Genomic DNA, 16267 nt, shown 5'->3' with positions numbered 1-16267 from the left:
AGATATATTTAACCCCTTTTTACTATAGCGTTTTTCTATCCAAAGCGAGTTTACGGATTTGCCTTTTTTTGCTATTCAGTAGCCTCTATCCGTGGAAAAGCATCCAAAGTCTTATTCTAACAGGTAGAAATTGCTGTTGAAAACGCATTTCCCTTATGAGGCGGGAGTTTTCAACAGTATTGCACACTGGATTAGTGGGAAACCCTTAACAACGAGGTGAGGAGTATGGGCGAACCCGCGATTGTCCTTGAAGGTGGAGTGCAATCCAATTTCAAGGACGATGTCATGAAAATTCTGCCCGAGGGCGGAAACCTCAACATGTGCCTTACGTGCGGTCTGTGCTCGTCCGGCTGCCCGGCAACGGGGCTGGAGGACATGGATCCCAGGAAATTCCTGCGCATGGCCATGTTGGGAATGGATGAGGAGATCCTGAAAAGCGACTGGATCTGGATGTGCACCATGTGCATGCGGTGTATCAGCGTCTGCCCCATGCAGATCAACATTCCGCAGTTGGTGTACAACGCGCGCGCCCGCCAGGACCGCGAGACAAAGCCCAAAGGCATTGTCGGTTCCTGTGACCAGGCATTGCGCACCGACGGCAACAGCGCCATGGGTGCCAGCTCCGAGGATTTCCAGTTCGTCGTGGAAGACGTGCTGGAGGAAGCTTGCGAGGATCAGGAGTGCTGCAAGACTTTGACGGCACCCATCAACAAACAGGGAGCTCAGTTCTTCTTGAACCAGAACTCCCGCGAACCCGTCACCGAACCGGATGAAATGATCCCCCTGTGGAAGATCCTGAATCTGGTCGGCGCCGACTGGACCTACGGCACTGCCGGCTGGGCCGCGGAAAACTACTGTATGTTCGCGGCCGAGGACAAAGACTGGGAACAGATTGTCCGCCACAAGGTGAAGGCGGTCGAAGACTTGGGAGCCAAGGTCTGGCTCAACACAGAGTGAGGCCACGAATTCTACGCAATCCGGGCCGGATTGCAGAAGTTTGGCATTGAACCCAAGTTCGAACTCGACAGCATCATCAGGTACTACGCACAGTGGATCCGCGAAGGGAAGTTGCCCGTCAACTCCGACTGGAACAAGGAACTTGGCATCAAGTTCACGGTCCAGGACCCCTGCCAGCTGATCCGCAAATCCCTCGGCGACCCCATTGCCGAAGACCTCCGTTTTGTCGTCAAGCAAGTCGTCGGTGAGGAAAACTTCATCGACATGCACCCCAACATGTCCAACAACTACTGTTGCGGCGGTGGCGGGGGGTTCCTGCAGGCCGGCTTCCCCGAAGCCCGCAGGTACTACGGCAAGCGCAAGCTCGACCAGATCCTGGCGACCGGTGCGGCGTACTGCATTGCGCCCTGCCACAACTGCCACTCCCAGATTCACGACCTGTCCCACCACTATGACGCGGGATACCAGACCGTCCACCTCTGGACGCTGATCTGCCTGTCCCTCGGCATGCTGGGGCCCAACGAACGTGAATACCTGGGCGATGATCTCAAGGAGGTTGGCCTCTAGAGGGGGCAGCTCGTAACGCTAAAGAGATTCCAAGGAGGTCTCAATGGCTGCGAACAAACTTGGATCGGTCATGGTCGTCGGCGGCGGTATCGCCGGTATCCAGACGGCTCTCGATTTGGCCGACTCCGGTTATTATGTGCATCTCGTCGAGAAGAGTGCCGGCATTGGTGGCGTCATGGCCCAGCTGGACAAGACCTTCCCGACCAACGACTGCGCGATGTGAATACTCTCGCCCAAGTTGGTTGAGTGCGGTCGGCACTTGAATATCGAGTTACATACTCTGGCAGAGGTACAAGGCGTTTCCGGCGAGGAAGGCAACTTCACGGTCACCGTGAGGAAATCCCCCCGCTACGTGGACATGGACAAATGTATCGCGTGCGGCGAATGCGCCGCGAAATGTCCCAAGAAAGTCGATAGCGAATACAACGAGGGAACGGACAAGCGCAAAGCCATATACATTCCATATGGCCAGTCCGTACCGCTCAAATATGCCATCGATCCCAACAACTGCATCATGATCCAGAAAGGCAAGTGCGGCGCGTGCGAAAAGGCATGTCCCACACAGGCCGTCAATTTCGGCGACAAGGAAGAAATCGTCGAACTGAACGTCGGTTCCATGATCCTGACACCGGGCTTCAAGGCGTTCGATCCTTCCGGTTACGACTACCTGTACTATGACAAGGCAGCCGATGTCGTAACCAGCCTCGAATACGAACGCCTGCTCTCGGCGAACGGTCCCTGCATGGGGCACCTGGTTCGCCCGTCGGACAAGAAGGAACCCTCCAAGATCGCGTGGCTCCAGTGCGTGGGCTCCCGCGACGAAAATCGCTGCGGAAACGGATTCTGCTCCAGCGTGTGCTGCATGTACGCCATCAAGCAGAGCCTGATGACGGCCGAACATACCACCGGCCCCTGTGAACAGACCATTCTGTACATGGACATCCGCAGCCACGGCAAGGAGTTCGAGAAGTACTACGAAGGCGCAAAAAAGAGCGGTGTGAACTTCGTGCAGGCACGGCCCCACACCATTCTGCCCGGCCCCGACGGCAAGGGCGCCATCATTGAGTACGCCGACAAGAAGGGACAGATGGTCAGCGAAGAGTTCGACATGGTCGTTCTGTCCATCGGCCTCGAAGCTCCCAAGGACGCCAAGGACCTGTCCGGCAAGCTGGGATTCAAGCTGAACAAGTACGGCTTTGCCGAAACCTCCAGCTTCACCCCGGTGCTGACCTCCAGGGACGGCATCTACGCTTCGGGCGCGTTCCACGCTCCCATGGACATCCCCCAGGCCGTCACGGACGCATCCTCCGCGGCAGCGGGCGCGGCCGTCACCCTGGCGGAGGCCCGCGGCACCCTTACCCAGGAAAAAACCTATCCCGCCGAGACCGACATCTCGGGCCAGGAACCGCGCATCGGCGTTTTCGTCTGCTCCTGCGGCACGAACATCGCCGGCACCGTGGACGTGAAGGCGGTCTGCGACTATTCCGCCACCCTGCCCAACGTGGTCTTTGTGGAAAACAACCTGTTCACCTGCTCCACCGACACCCAGGAGATCATTGCCGGGAAGATCAAGGAGCACGGCCTGAACCGCATCGTGGTGGCCGCGTGCACGCCGCGCACCCACGAGCCCCTGTTCAAGGACACCCTGAGGGAAGCCGGGCTCAACGAGTACCTCGTTGAAATGGCCAACATCAGGAACCAGAACAGCTGGGTCCATCAGAACGACCCCGAAAATGCCACGGCAAAGGCCAAGGACCAGGTCCGCATGGCGGTTGCCAAGGCGGCCATCCTGCAGCCCCTGGAAAAGATGTCCGTGGACGTCACCCAGAAGGCGCTGGTCATCGGCGGCGGCATGTCCGGCATGACGTCGGCCCTCGGCATCGCCGACATGGGCTACGACGTGGTGCTGCTCGAAAAGAGCGACACCCTGGGCGGCAACGCCTGGTCCCTGTCCGAGACCTGGCGCGGCGAGGCCATCAAGCCCGAGCTGCAGGCCATGATCGGCAAGGTGGAAAACCATGACAGGATCACCGTCCTCAAGAAGGCCGCGCTGAAGACCGCCGTCGGTTCCGTCGGCAACTTCGTCAGCGAGGTGAACGTGGACGGCCAGTCCAAGGCCGTGAAATACGGCGTGGCCGTCGTGGCCACCGGCGCACGCGAATACAAGCCGAACGAGTACCTCTACGGCGAAAACGACGCGGTGAAGACCCACCTGGAATTCGATGCCCTCATCGAATCCGGCCAGGCCAAAAACGCCGACAGCGTCGTCTTCATCCAGTGCGTGGGCTCCCGCGATTCCGACCGGCCGTACTGCAGCCGCGTCTGCTGTACCCACACCGTGGAATCGGCCATCCGGCTCAAGGAAATGAAGCCCGAAATGAACGTGTATGTCCTGAACCGGGACATCCGCACCTTCGGGCTGCGCGAAGACCTGTACACCAAGGCCCGCAAGCTCGGTGTCATCTTCATCAAGTACACCCTGGACAACAAGCCCCGGGTTGCGGCGGGCGGCAGCGGCGTGAAAGTCACCGCCACCGACCACATCCTGGATCGTCCGCTGGAGATCGGCGCCGACTACCTCGTGCTGGCCACGGCCATCGTGCCCAACCAGACCGAGGAACTGGTCGAGCTGTACAAGTGCTCCGTGGGTGAAGACGGCTTCATCACCGAAGCCCACCCCAAGCTGCGTCCCGTGGACATGTCCGTGGACGGCCTGTTCGTCGCCGGCCTGTGCCACTACCCGAAGCCCATCGACGAAGCCGTTGCGCAGGCCCAGGCCGCGACCAGCCGCGCCGGCGTCCTGCTCGCCCGGACCGAGATGCCTCTCGACTCCATCAAGAGCGTGGTCACCGAAAAATGCGACGGCTGCGCCCTGTGCGTGGACACCTGCCCGTACAACGCCATCAAGCTCGAAGACTACGAGGATGACAAGGGCAAGGCGCACCGCAGGATCTTCACGGACAAGGCCCTGTGCAAGGGCTGCGGCGTGTGCATGGCCACCTGCCCCAAGGGCGGCGTGAACGTCAGCGGCTTCACCATGGAACAGCTCAAGGCCCAGGTGTACTCCGCCTTGGAAGGAATCAGCTAACAAGGAGCATCGAGAATGGCTGACTTTGAACCGACCATCATCGGCTTCCTCTGCAACTGGTGTGCATACGCCGGTGGAGACCTGGCAGGCGTTTCCCGCCTCCAGTATCCGCCGAACATGCGCGCCGTGCGGGTAATGTGCTCCGGGATGGTCCATCCGGACCTCGTTGTGGATGCCCTGAACAATGGCGCGGACGGCGTCATCGTCATGGGCTGACACCTCGGCGAGTGTCATTACCTGGATGGTAATAATAAAGCATTGGCTAGGGCAGAAGGCGCAAAGCTCGTTCTGGAGGATCTCGGAATCGATCCCGAACGCTTCGCCCTCGAATGGGTTTCCTCCGCGGAAGCCCCGCGCTTCGCGGAAGTGGTCACCAGGTTCACCGAGAAGATCAAGGAACTTGGCCCCAACCCGAGCAAGAAACAGGCAGCATAACCGGAGGTAGAAAGTGGTCAAGATTGCAGAAGAGTGGCTGAACTCCTGCTCCGGTTGCGAGATCGCCATCCTGAACATCGGCGATGTTCTGGTGGATCTCCTGCCTTCCCTGGAATTCGTCCATATACCGGTTCTGATAGACAAGAAGTACTACGGCCAGACCGGTGAGGGTACGGAACTCGAGATCCCCAAAGCCACCGTGGGCATCGTCTCCGGCGGCGTGAAGAACGAGGAGCACCTCGAGGTCCTGAAGAAGATGCGCGAAAGCGTGGACATCCTCATCGCCCTGGGAACCTGCGCCACCGACGGCGGCATCCCCGGGCTGGCCAACATGTACTCCAACGAGGAGATCCGCGACTTCTCCTACCGTGAGTCCCCGACCACGGAGGCGGGTCCGGACCCGGATACCGAAAACAACCATATCCCGGCCATGCTTGAGAAGTGTTCCGCCCTTGACGAGCACGTCAAGGTAGACCTCAAGCTCCCCGGCTGCCCGCCGCATCCCGACTGGATCGCGGCCGCCATTCTGTCCCTGCTGGACGACAAGAATGTGCTCGAGCTGCCGACCAAATCCGTGTGCGACACCTGTCCCACGATCCGGGAAAGCAAAAAGGGAATTGGCGACATCAAGCGCATGCTCGAGGCCCCGGAATACGATCCGGAAAAGCCCGTCAGCGAAATGCGTTGCCTTCTGGAACAAGGCTTCCTGTGTCTCGGTCCCGTGACCAGGGCCGGCTGCGCCGGCATGACGGGAGCCGCGCCGCGCTGCATCAGCGCCCGCGTGCCCTGCCGCGGCTGCTACGGCCCGGTCCGCGAAGACAGAATGCCTCTTGTCGACTACATGGGCGCACTAGCCTCCGTCGGGTACGACCCGGCGGGCGTGCCGGATCGCCGGGGATACCTCTGCCGTTTCAGCGGCGCGCATGGTGTCCTGAAAAAACTGGGTTAAAGGAGGCATAAATGAGCAAAACGCTTAGAGTCGCCCCCATCACGCGCATCGAGGGGCATGCCGGGTTCGAGGTCATGCTCGACGACAACGGCAACGTTGCCGACGCCCGCATGCTGGTCATGTCGCTGCGCGGATTTGAAAAGTTTGTGGTGGGACGCCCCGTGGAAGAGGTGTCCCGTATCGTCAACCGCATCTGCGGCATCTGCCCCTGGCAGCACCACCTGGCGTCCAACAAGGCCGCCGACCTGTGCCTGGGGGCCGAGGTGCCCACCACCGGCAGAAAGCTCCGCGAGCTGTGCCAGATGCTGGCCTACATCCCGGACAAGATCCTGCACTTCTACTTCCTGGCCGCTCCGGACTTCGTCCTCGGCCCGGGTGCGGACTTCTCCGTGCGCAACGTGGTCGGCGTCGTGGGCGCTGTCCCGGACCTAGCCAAGCAGGTGGTGCATATGCGCTACAAAACCCAGATGGCGCTCGAAAAGTTCGCCGGAAAGGTCATCCACCCCATTGCCGCGGTTGTCGGCGGCTTTTCCAAGCCCCTGCTCGAGGACGAACGCAAGGAACTCCTCGAAGTGGTCAGGGAAGCCAAGGACTTCTGCCTGTTCACCATCAAGTTCGCACGCGAAAACGTGTTCCCGAAGTACCTGGAAGCCGTGAAGACGCTGGGCGTCTTTCCCTCCGGCTACATCGGAACCGTGGACGGCGACGGCTCCCTGGAGCTTTACGACGGTGAGCTCCGCCTCATGGACATGGACGGACAGTACGACCAGTTCGCATATTCCGAATACATGAATTACATTGCGGAACATGTGGAAGACTGGTCCTACCTGAAGTTCCCCTACATCAAGAAGGCGGGCGGCATCAAACTGGACGAGAACGACCCCGTGGGCGTCTACCGTTCCAACTGCCTGGCGCGCATCAACGTCTGCGATCAGATGAAGACGCCCCTGGCCCAGAAGGAACTGGAGATCTTCCGCAAGGAATTCGGCCGTCCGGCCCACCTGACCCTGCTCTACCACTGGGCGCGCCTCATCGAGCTGGTCCAGTGCTGCGAGCGGGCGGAAGACCTGCTGAACGACCCGGACATCACCGGCCGCGACATCCGCGCAACCGGCATCAAGCCCCGCGCCGGAGAAGGCGTGGGCTGTGTCGAGGCCCCGCGCGGAACGCTGATCCATCATTACAAGACGGACAGCGACGGCATGGTCGAGATGGCCAACCTCATTGTCGGCACCACCCACAACAACGCCGGCATGAACCTGTCCATCAAGCAGGCCGCCAAGGCCGTCATCAAGGACGGCAACTACGACGAGGAGGTCATGAACCTCATTGAAATGGCGGTACGCGCCTACGACCCGTGAATGTCCTGCGCTACCCACCGCCTGGATGGCGGTATGGCCATGGAAGTGAAGATCATGAACTCCAAGGGCGAAGTCCTGGACACCTACAGCAAATAATGCTGCGAACCGCATAACCCAGGGGGCCGCCGGAAACGGCGGTCCCCTGTTGTTCCCGGGCGCACCTGCCGCAGGGCTCCGCGCTCCCGGCATGGGAGCATGACGGGGAAACATCCGGGAGCGAGTGCCCCGAACGAATCATCTCTTAATCGCGTGCGGAAAATGGAAGCCCATGCCCGCACGGCAACAGGCGGTATTTGAATGGATTGGTCGAAAATGTTTTCCTCGAGGGTGGTCGTGTTCGGCTGCGGCAACATCCTCATCGGCGACGACGCGGCCGGGCCCAGGGTGGTCGAGCTGCTGGAACGGGACCCGGACGTCCCGGAGGACGTGGCGCTCCTGGACGTGGGCACGTCCATCCGGACGATCCTCTTTGACCTCATCAACGCGCCCACGCCCCCCAAGCGTGTCATCATCGTGGACGCCACCACGGAATCGGGCAGGACACCGGGCGAATTTTGGGAGATCGACATCGACTCCATGGACCCGAAAAAGATCAGCGACTTTTCCATCCACATGTTCCCCACGGTCAACATGCTCAAGGACCTGCAGGACAACACCACCATGGAAGTGAAAATCGTGGTCGTCCAGACCGGGTACATTCCGGACGAGATGGACGAGAGGCTCAGCCCGGAAGTGGAGGCGGCCCTGCCCGCGCTGGCAGCCAAGGTCAAGGAGTTGACCGAGATCTAGCCCATCCCCATATCTCAAGCGATCCGGCCGGCCGTGGTGCATCCCGGCCGGCCGGACATTCCTATTTTCACCGCAGTCTTTCCCCAAAAACAAAGGGCGCCCCGATCGGAGCGCCCCATGAGGGAGTGCAAAGCCGATTTCCTACTTCAAGGCAATCAGCTCGATTTCAACAAGCGCGTCCTTGGGCAGCGCGGCCACCTGATAGGCGGCGCGGGCCGGGCAGTCGCTTTCAAAGAACTGTGCATAGACCTCGTTCATGGCCACAAAGTCCTTGATGTCCTTGAGCAGCACGGTGGTCTTGACCACCTTGTCCAGTGAGCTGCCCGCTTCTTCCAGAATGGCCTTGGCGTTGGTCAGGGCCTGGCGGGTCTGTTCCTGGATGCCGCCCGCGCAGAAGTCCATGGTTTCGGGCACCAGCGGCAGCTGGCCGGAAACGAAGATGAGGTTGGCGGCGGCCACGGCCTGGGAATACGGGCCGATGGCGGAAGGGGCCTTGTCGGTGCTGATGATGGTTTTCATGGGTTACTCCGGTTGGTTGATACGTTCGGTTTCCTTTACCAATGCGATGCGCAGGCACACGAGCAGCCCGCCCCAGACCAGGGTGCAGCCCACTGCCATCATGGTGATTGCGGGAATGCTCATGATTCGTACCCTCCTGCCGGACACGCGCCCGGGATTTCGGCGCGCCACCGGCGGCGCATGAATAAGGCCGCCACTATAACCATGCCGATGGCAACGGTCCAGCCGAAGGCGATGACGGCCTCAACCGGATAGCCGCCGTACGGTTGGGCGAATTCCTCGATGATGTTCCTGATGGTCATGTAGCCGAGCACGGCCGGGGTCAGGTACTTGATGCAGTATTCCCACCACTTGCCGATCTTGAAGTCCGAATACTCGTTCACCTCGGCGCGCATCCTGGAGGCGTTGTAGAACCAGCCCAGGACAAAGGCTTCCAGAAGCCCGCAGGTGGCGATGCCGTAGTTGCCCACGAAATGGTCCACGATGTCCAGGATGAGCACGCCCGCGCCCGTGGTATACAGGGCCGAGCCCGCGAACCCGAGCACGGAAACGATGGTGATGAGCTTGGGACGGGAGATGTCGAACTTGTCCAGGGCCGCGCAGCAGAAGGACTCCAGCATGGAGATGCTCGAGGACAGCCCGGCGATGAACAGGCAGAAGAAGAACATGAAACCGATGAAGCTCTTGGCGAAGGGCATCTGGGAAATGGCCTGGGGGAAGGCCACGAAGGCGATGCCCGGACCGCCCTTGGCCACCTCGGTGAAGTCCACGCCCATGGAATGGGCCACGAAGCCCAGGGTGCTGAACACGGTGATGCCGGCGATGAGGTCGAAGCTGGAGTTGGCCAGCACGGTCAGGAAGGCGTTGTTCACGATGTCGGACTTCTTGGGCAGGTAGCTGGAATAGGCGATCATGACGCCCACGCCCAGGGTGGCCGAGAAGAAGACCTGCGCATAGGCCGAGACCCAGACCTTGGCCTCCAGCAGGATGCTGAAGTCCGGCTTGAACAGGTAGTCCAGGCCCACGGACGAGCCTTCCAGGGTGATGCCCCGGATCATGAAGCAGATCATGAGCACCAGCAGCAGCGGCGTGAAGATGCGCGATGCCTTTTCAATGCCGCCGGAAATGCCGTTCTTGGTGATGAACCAGTTGGCCGCCCAGACAATGACCGTGGTGCCCAGGATGCCCCAGTTGACGCCGCCCAGGTTGAAGGGCGAATCCGAGACGTGAAGGAAATCCACCCCGAAGAACTTGCCGGGATTGTCGCCCCAGCTCAGGTCCAGGGAATAGACCATGTAGTTCAGGCTCCAGGCCACGATGGACGAATAGAACATCATGACCAGCAGCGGGATCATGACCTGCCACCAGCCCAGCCATTCGAACTTGCGGTTCAGGCGGGAAAAGGACCATGCCGCGCCCCCGCGCATGCGGCTCCCGAATCCGTATTCCAGGATCATGAGCGGGATACCCGCTGTGAGCAGGGCGAAGAAATAGGGCAGGAGAAATGCGCCCCCGCCGTTGTTATAGGCCTGGAACGGGAATCTCCAGAGGTTGCCGAGGCCGATGGCGGCTCCCACGGACGCGAAAATGAACCCTTTTCGCGACAACCACTGGTCTCTGTTTTCTTGACTCATGAAGTACCTCCACGTTGGATGGTATAAAAAAGGGCATGGCCGTTTTCGGCCATGCCCTTGTGTGTGCCTAGTTCGCCACCGGCTCCAGGCGCGCGGTGAAATGGCGCAGGATCTTCGGCTCGTAGGTGAAGTCCAGGCCGGTGATCCGCTCGGCGCGGTTCTTGATGTTGATAAGCGAATCCGCGATCACGTCCATGTGGTTATAGGTATAGACGCGGCGCGGGATGGTCAGGCGCAGCAGTTCCATGGGGGAAGCCTGCTGCTTGCCGGTTTCGGGGTCGCGGCCCAGCAGCAGGGAACCGATTTCCACGCCGCGAACGCCGCCCTCGATGTACAGCTCGTTGGCCAGGGCGTGTGCCGGGAACTGGTCGGCCGGGATATGCGGCAGCATGCGCTTGGCGTCGACGAATACCGCGTGCCCGCCCGTGGGGTACTGGATGGGCACGCCGCCGTCCAGCAGCCTGTCGCCCAGGTACTTCACCTGGTTGATGCGGTAGGCCAGGTAGTCCTCTTCCGTGCCTTCGCGCAGGCCGCGGGCCAGGCATTCCATGTCGCGTCCGGCAAGGCCGCCGTAGGTGGGGAAGCCTTCCATGGGCACGGTCATGGCCTGGCAGGCCTTGAACAGTTCCTCGTCGTCCTTGAAGCAGAGCAGGCCGCCGATGTTCACCAGCGGGTCCTTCTTGGCGCTGACCGTGGTGCCTTCGCCGTAGGAGAACATCTCCCTGATGATCTCGCGCACGGACTTGTCCGCGTAGCCTTCCTCGCGCTGCTGCACGAAGTAGGCGTTTTCGGCAAAGCGGGCCGAGTCGAAGAACATGCGCACGCCGTGCTTCTTGGCGCAGGCCCGCACGTCCCTGACGTTCTGCATGGAGACGGGCTGGCCGCCGGCGGAGTTGCAGGTGATGGTCACCAGGATGAAGGCGATGTTCTCGGCACCCTTCTCCCGGATGAAGGCGTCCATCTTCTCCACGTCAAAGTTGCCCTTGAACGGATGGTAGGTCTCGGTGTCGAAGGCTTCCTCGATGACGAAGTTGCGGGCGCGGCCGCCGGAAAGTTCGATGTGGGCCTTGGTGGTGTCGAAATGCATGTTGCCCAGCACGTACTGGCCCTGCTTGATCAGCTGCGGGAAGAGCACCTGCTCGGCTCCCCTGCCCTGGTGGGTGGGGATGGTGTACTTGTAGCCGAAGATTTCCTCAACGGATTCCGCCAGGTTGTAGTAGTTGCGGCTGCCCGCGTAGGCTTCGTCGCCCAGCATCAGGCCCGCCCACTGGGTGTCGCTCATGGCGCCCGTGCCCGAGTCGGTCAGCAGGTCGATGTAGACCTCTTCGGACTTGAGCAGGAAGGGGTTGTACCCGGCCCGGATAATGGCCTGGACGCGCTCCTCGCGGGAGATCATCCTCAGGGGTTCCACCATCTTGATCTTGAACGGTTCTGCCAGATGTGCGTTGGACATTGTATGCTCCTGGTGTTTGTTGTGCTGTATGCCGTTTCGGCTTGGTAAATCCGGCCCTTCCGGACCCAAAAAATTTGTAGAAGATGGGATCGACTATACAGGAAAAAAACGGCCGTGCAATAAAAAAGTATAATTATTTCAAAGTCTTATTTTGCCTTGCAACTTTTTGCAAAGTTTTTGAACAAAAAGTTGCGCGATGTTGCAAAAATCATATAGATGAGCAGAAAACGCATGGTGGAGGAAATTCATGGCCAACAGGGGCCTGGACGATATTTCAAGATTTGAGAGCAAGGTGCAGTTCGCGCTCATGGCCGTGCCCATCCCCGAGGTGGTGCGCACGGTGCGCATGAAGCTGGGCGGCAACCTGACCTCCGTGACCCTGGAATCGTGGAAGGCGGGCCGCAACCGTCCGAGCCGGAGCAAGCTGGAGCTCTTCAGCCGCGCCCTGGGCATCCGCATGGAGGACTTTTACGAGGACTTCTACGGGTTCGTGGATGTGCTCAGCACCGTGCGGGGCCTTGCCGAGCGCGACCGGGAGATCTTCCTCAAGCGCATCGAGGAGCGCCAGTCCGGCAGCGTCAAGCTGGACGTGTTCGGCCGCACGGATACGGACTACACCCAGCGGCTGTTCCACAAGATCGGCGGGCACTACATCCTCTACAACTATTCCATGAACAACGTGCCCGAGATCAACCAGACCCTCGTTTCCGTGGAATGCACCTGCCATCCCTTCATCCGGGTCTCGGCCCACAGCGTGCGCGACAAGGACCATGTGACCTCCTACCAGGGACGGCTATTCCCGGTACGCTCCAACCTGCACTTCGTCATGGAGACCGGGAGCACGCACCACGAGGAAGTGGTCATGATCGTGACCAACAACCCCGTGCACCAGGGCGGCAGGCTGCGGTTCCTCTACGGCGTGATCCTGTCCGGGTCCGAGGATTTCGTGTCCCACCCCTCGGCGGCCCGGGTGTTCATGGAGAAGATGCCCGAGGGCATGACCGCCGAGCAGGTGCTGGAAAAGATAGGCGGCACGACCCAGGAGAACATTCCTTCCTACTGCCGCAAGCTGGTGCGAAACGACATTTCGCAGGCCGACGGCGATTACGTGCTCCGGGCCGAGCAGTTGAACATGAGTTATGTGCTGGGGCTCATGAATGAGGAGAACGGGGACGGGTAGGCGGTGCGCTGATGCGCAAACAACAATCGAGGCAAGTCGGTCGCTCTGGGGTTTTCAGCTCCTTGGGCGACCTTTTTATTTTCTGCACCCTTCGGGTGATTGCTTTCCGGTGAACTGGCCCTCCCTGCTTTTGCCATGCGTCGGCAAAGCACACCCTTGCTGCACACATGGGGTACTCCAAGAGGTTCTAACCCCTTGAATACTTATCGGGATATCTTTAAAATAGAATAAAAACTATTCGGAGGGCGAATGTCGGAAAACAATCACAATCTCTTCCAACTCAAACTGTTCTGGATTCTGAACGGAATCATTATAATTACCGCTGCGACTCTCACAACAACTCTTCTCATTAATGAAAACTATTCATTAAACTTCACGGCCGAGGGCTACCGAACCTTTTTGAAAGAATTCCAACTACCATTGGGAGTTCTTGCGTTAATAATACCTACAAGTGCGTTAATTGCCGCGTACCATAGATCAGATCAAACCAAACGACAGATTGACTTAATGATGGCAAGTAACAGCTTCTCAAATCATTACAAACATTATGAAGAATTCTGTAAATACATAGCTGAATTTAAAGATGAATTAGCATTTTCAAACAAGTATGAAACATACAATTTAATATTTACACACTCAAAGCAGGGAATCCTTAATCACCATCACTTCCCTTTTACCAAGCTCGAAAATGAAATTAAAAAATTCTTACTTTTCTTAGTTAGTAGGCAAGAATTAAAGATCAAAGACATAATAGTAAAATATAAATCAACTTACTATAATTTATACAACATAACGAAAATAAGTCATAATTTTGATTTTGATAACTTCAGAACTATTGAATTTGAGTACAATGACAAGAAATATAGCTATCTATGCCCGCAACACGTGTCTTCTATTTTTTATGAACTCAAATTATATATGACACATATAATTAAAGTATTAAAATTTGAAAACTATCAAGCTAACAAATTGGCTACAACACTATTCTTCACAAAGTTGATAATCAAGTCAGATACTCAGGACGAAATTAATAGCTCTTCAGTTGAATCAAAATATCAAATATCGATAGAGACTATAACGGAAATCAAAGACCATTTCGTTCAAAAAACATTTTAATCCATGGCCTTGGGGTCCAGAGTCATGCGCACATCCGCCACCACGGCGCGGTCATGGTTCACCAGCACCGGGTTGAACTCGGCCTCCAGCACCATGGGGAAGTCCTCGGCGAACCGGGACATGGCCAGGATGATATCCTGCAGGGTCTCGAAGCACACGGGCTTGTCGCCCTGCAGCCCCTTGAGCAGCATGTAGGACTTGATCTCCCGGATGATGCCCTTGGCGTCCGCCCGGGACAGGGGCGCGAGCCGGAAGGAAATGTCTTTCAGAATCTCCACGTAGATGCCGCCCAGCCCGAACATGAGCAACGGGCCGAACTGGTCGTCGCGCTTGAAGCCGATGATGACCTCGCGCGAATCGGACGGGGCCATCTCCTGCACCAGACAGCCCGCGATATAGGCGTCCGGGCGCATGCGCTGAGCCCGGGCCGTGATGTCCTTGAAGGTCAGGGCCACCTGCCCGGCGTCCTTGAGGTTGACCTTCACGCCGTCCACGTCGGTCTTGTGGGAAATCTGGGGAGAGGCGATCTTGAGCGCCACGGGATAGCCGATGGCCTCGGCGGCCGCCACGGCCTCCTCGCTGGAACGGGCCAGCCGGGTCCGGGGCGTGGGCAGCCCGTAGGCCTGGAGCACTTCCTGGGCCTGGAACTCCACCACCTCGCTCTCGCCGCGCTGCAAGGCACCTTCGATGACGTCCCGGACGCGGTCCATGTCGCGCTCGCGCTCGGGGTACTCGGCCTCGGGGCGCTTGCGCCACAGGCCATAATTGTACATGGCCTCGATACTCTTCACCGCGGGCTCGGGGAAGGCGTAGCAGGGAATGCCCGCTTCCTGGAACATCTGCCGGGCCGGGGCCACGCGCTTCTTGCCCATGAAAACCGCGAACACGGGCTTGCCGTACTTGCGGGCCGTATCAATGACCGCCTGGGCCGTGCCCTCGATATCCACCGCGCCCGCAGGGGTGAGCAGCACCATGACGGCATGCACCATGGGGTCCTCGGCCACGATGTCCAGGGTCTTGCGGTAGCGCACGGGATCGGCGTCGGCAATGATGTCCACCGGGTTGTAGAAGGCCGCGTAGCTGGGCAGCAGTTCCTGAAGCTTCTGCACGGTCCGGGGCGTGAACTTGGCCATGCTCAGGCTGGAGCGCTCGGTGGTGTCCGCAGCGATGATGCCCGGCCCGCCCGAGTTGGTGACGATGGCCAGGCCGGGCCCCTTGGGCAGGGGCTGCTCGGAAAAGGCCTGGGCCAGGTTGAACAGGCTTTCCACGTCGCCCACGCGAATGACGCCGGTCTGGTGGAAGGCCGCGCTGTAGGCCTGGTCCGAACCGGCAATGGCCCCGGTATGGGACGAGGCCGCCTTGGCCCCGGCCGCCGTGGTGCCGGACTTGATCATGATCACCGGCTTGTTGCGGCTGACCTTGCGGGCCTGGGCCAGAAATTTACCGCCGTTTTCCACATTCTCGATATAGCCGAGAATGACCTTGGTCTCGTCGTCCGTGTTCAGGTAGTGCAGCATGTCGGCCTCGTCGAGCACGGCCTTGTTGCCCAGGCTGACGAACTTGGAGAACCCGATGCCCGCGCCCAGGGCCCAGTCCAGGATGGCCACGCACAGGGCGCCGGACTGGGAAAAGAAGGCGATGCTCCCGGGGCCGGGCTGCCCGGCCGCAAAGGAGGCGTTGACCCCGGCCGGGGTATTGATCATGCCCAGGCAGTTGGGACCCAGCAGGGCCATGTCGAACTTGTCGCAGACCTCGACGATCCGCTCTTCGAGGTGGTAGCCCTCCCGGCCCACTTCCTTGAACCCGGCGGTGATGACGATGCAGGACTTGCAGCGCAGCTCGCCCAGGGCTTCCAGGGTGGGCAGGACAAAATCGCGGCGAACGGAAACAACGGCCAGGTCCAGGTTGCGCGGCAGGGACGTGACCTCGGTGACCACGGGCAGGTCCAGGATCTCGCCGCCCTTGGGGTTCACCGGAATGAGGCGGCCCTTGAAACCGGCCTCCACCATGTTGGCGACAATGGTATGCCCCACCTTGCCGGGGGTGGCGGATGCGCCGACCACGGCCACGGTGTCGGGATAGAAAAAGGATTGCAGATGTTCGGTTCCGGCCACTGAGTTCTCCAAACAGGCTGTCCCTAAACGCACGATTGCGGCGTTGCAGCGAAAAAGCCAAGCCCTCGCGTATCAGTAACATACGCGTCGGTCTTGCCTTTTCCT

13 protein-coding genes are annotated in these 16267 nt (G+C 59.4%); 8 read left to right on the top strand and 5 right to left on the bottom strand.

Annotation, left to right across the window (positions count from 1 at the left end):
* Positions 1 to 225 precede the first annotated feature (225 nt).
* From FGL65_RS06330 to FGL65_RS06305, 6 genes are all read left to right on the top strand, one after another.
* Positions 226 to 1524, top strand: coding sequence for a (Fe-S)-binding protein (locus FGL65_RS06330; protein WP_147820204.1), 1299 nt, complete (start codon positions 226 to 228; stop codon positions 1522 to 1524).
* 43 nt (positions 1525 to 1567) lie between these two features.
* A complete protein-coding gene (locus FGL65_RS06325; protein ID WP_147820203.1) occupies positions 1568 to 4612 on the top strand; it encodes an FAD-dependent oxidoreductase in 3045 nt (1014 codons plus the stop codon).
* A gap of 15 nt (positions 4613 to 4627) precedes the next feature.
* Positions 4628 to 5047 carry a hydrogenase iron-sulfur subunit gene (locus tag FGL65_RS06320; protein ID WP_187170563.1) on the top strand — a complete coding sequence of 140 codons (420 nt, stop codon included), beginning with the start codon at positions 4628 to 4630 and terminating at the stop codon, positions 5045 to 5047.
* Positions 5048 to 5060: 13 nt separating this feature from the next.
* Positions 5061 to 5996, top strand: coding sequence for an NADH-quinone oxidoreductase subunit B family protein (locus tag FGL65_RS06315; RefSeq protein ID WP_147820202.1), 936 nt, complete (start codon positions 5061 to 5063; stop codon positions 5994 to 5996).
* Between the two features lie 11 nt (positions 5997 to 6007).
* A complete protein-coding gene (locus FGL65_RS06310) occupies positions 6008 to 7453 on the top strand; it encodes a nickel-dependent hydrogenase large subunit (RefSeq protein WP_147820201.1) in 1446 nt (481 codons plus the stop codon).
* 201 nt (positions 7454 to 7654) lie between these two features.
* Positions 7655 to 8146: a hydrogenase maturation protease gene (locus tag FGL65_RS06305; RefSeq protein WP_147820200.1), complete on the top strand. Its 492-nt coding sequence runs from the start codon at positions 7655 to 7657 to the stop codon at positions 8144 to 8146.
* A gap of 141 nt (positions 8147 to 8287) precedes the next feature.
* Here the strand turns inward: FGL65_RS06305 and FGL65_RS06300 are convergent, their stop codons facing one another.
* The 4 genes from FGL65_RS06300 to FGL65_RS06285 all read right to left on the bottom strand — a co-directional run bounded on the left by FGL65_RS06300 (position 8288) and on the right by FGL65_RS06285 (position 11752).
* Positions 8288 to 8665 carry a RidA family protein gene (locus tag FGL65_RS06300; protein WP_147820199.1) on the bottom strand — a complete coding sequence of 126 codons (378 nt, stop codon included), beginning with the start codon at positions 8663 to 8665 and terminating at the stop codon, positions 8288 to 8290.
* 3 nt (positions 8666 to 8668) lie between these two features.
* Complete coding sequence (locus FGL65_RS06295; RefSeq protein WP_147820198.1) at positions 8669 to 8788, bottom strand: MetS family NSS transporter small subunit; 120 nt, start codon at positions 8786 to 8788, stop codon at positions 8669 to 8671.
* Positions 8785 to 10299 carry a sodium-dependent transporter gene (locus tag FGL65_RS06290; RefSeq protein WP_147820197.1) on the bottom strand — a complete coding sequence of 505 codons (1515 nt, stop codon included), beginning with the start codon at positions 10297 to 10299 and terminating at the stop codon, positions 8785 to 8787. Before FGL65_RS06290 ends, FGL65_RS06295 begins: the two co-directional genes overlap by 4 nt.
* 67 nt (positions 10300 to 10366) lie before the next feature.
* Positions 10367 to 11752 carry a tryptophanase gene (locus FGL65_RS06285; RefSeq protein ID WP_147820196.1) on the bottom strand — a complete coding sequence of 462 codons (1386 nt, stop codon included), beginning with the start codon at positions 11750 to 11752 and terminating at the stop codon, positions 10367 to 10369.
* Between the two features lie 247 nt (positions 11753 to 11999).
* Here FGL65_RS06285 and FGL65_RS06280 point away from each other — a divergent pair, with 247 nt between their 5' ends.
* Both FGL65_RS06280 and FGL65_RS06275 read left to right on the top strand, forming a co-directional pair.
* Positions 12000 to 12932 carry a hypothetical protein gene (locus tag FGL65_RS06280; protein ID WP_147820195.1) on the top strand — a complete coding sequence of 311 codons (933 nt, stop codon included), beginning with the start codon at positions 12000 to 12002 and terminating at the stop codon, positions 12930 to 12932.
* A gap of 249 nt (positions 12933 to 13181) precedes the next feature.
* Complete coding sequence (locus tag FGL65_RS06275; protein WP_147820194.1) at positions 13182 to 14048, top strand: hypothetical protein; 867 nt, start codon at positions 13182 to 13184, stop codon at positions 14046 to 14048.
* Here the strand turns inward: FGL65_RS06275 and FGL65_RS06270 are convergent.
* Positions 14045 to 16162, bottom strand: coding sequence for an acetate--CoA ligase family protein (locus tag FGL65_RS06270; RefSeq protein WP_147820193.1), 2118 nt, complete (start codon positions 16160 to 16162; stop codon positions 14045 to 14047). The genes FGL65_RS06275 and FGL65_RS06270 overlap by 4 nt on opposite strands.
* Positions 16163 to 16267 lie beyond the last annotated feature (105 nt).

Source organism: Salidesulfovibrio onnuriiensis, from assembly GCF_008001235.1.
In the GTDB taxonomy this organism is placed as follows: domain Bacteria; phylum Desulfobacterota; class Desulfovibrionia; order Desulfovibrionales; family Desulfovibrionaceae; genus Pseudodesulfovibrio; species Pseudodesulfovibrio onnuriiensis.
Note: the sequence above shows the minus strand (reverse complement) of the source record. Positions and strands in the feature narration are given on the sequence as shown.

Excerpts from the sequence above, each read along its gene's own strand:
- FGL65_RS06275 (WP_147820194.1), top strand. The coding sequence starts at position 13,182 with ATGTCGGAAAACAATCACAATCTCTTCCAACTCAAACTGTTCTGGATT.
- FGL65_RS06290 (WP_147820197.1), bottom strand. The coding sequence starts at position 10,299 with ATGAGTCAAGAAAACAGAGACCAGTGGTTGTCGCGAAAAGGGTTCATT.
- FGL65_RS06295 (WP_147820198.1), bottom strand. The coding sequence starts at position 8,788 with ATGAGCATTCCCGCAATCACCATGATGGCAGTGGGCTGCACCCTGGTC.
- FGL65_RS06305 (WP_147820200.1), top strand. The coding sequence starts at position 7,655 with ATGGATTGGTCGAAAATGTTTTCCTCGAGGGTGGTCGTGTTCGGCTGC.
- FGL65_RS06280 (WP_147820195.1), top strand. The coding sequence starts at position 12,000 with ATGGCCAACAGGGGCCTGGACGATATTTCAAGATTTGAGAGCAAGGTG.
- FGL65_RS06300 (WP_147820199.1), bottom strand. The coding sequence starts at position 8,665 with ATGAAAACCATCATCAGCACCGACAAGGCCCCTTCCGCCATCGGCCCG.
- FGL65_RS06285 (WP_147820196.1), bottom strand. The coding sequence starts at position 11,752 with ATGTCCAACGCACATCTGGCAGAACCGTTCAAGATCAAGATGGTGGAA.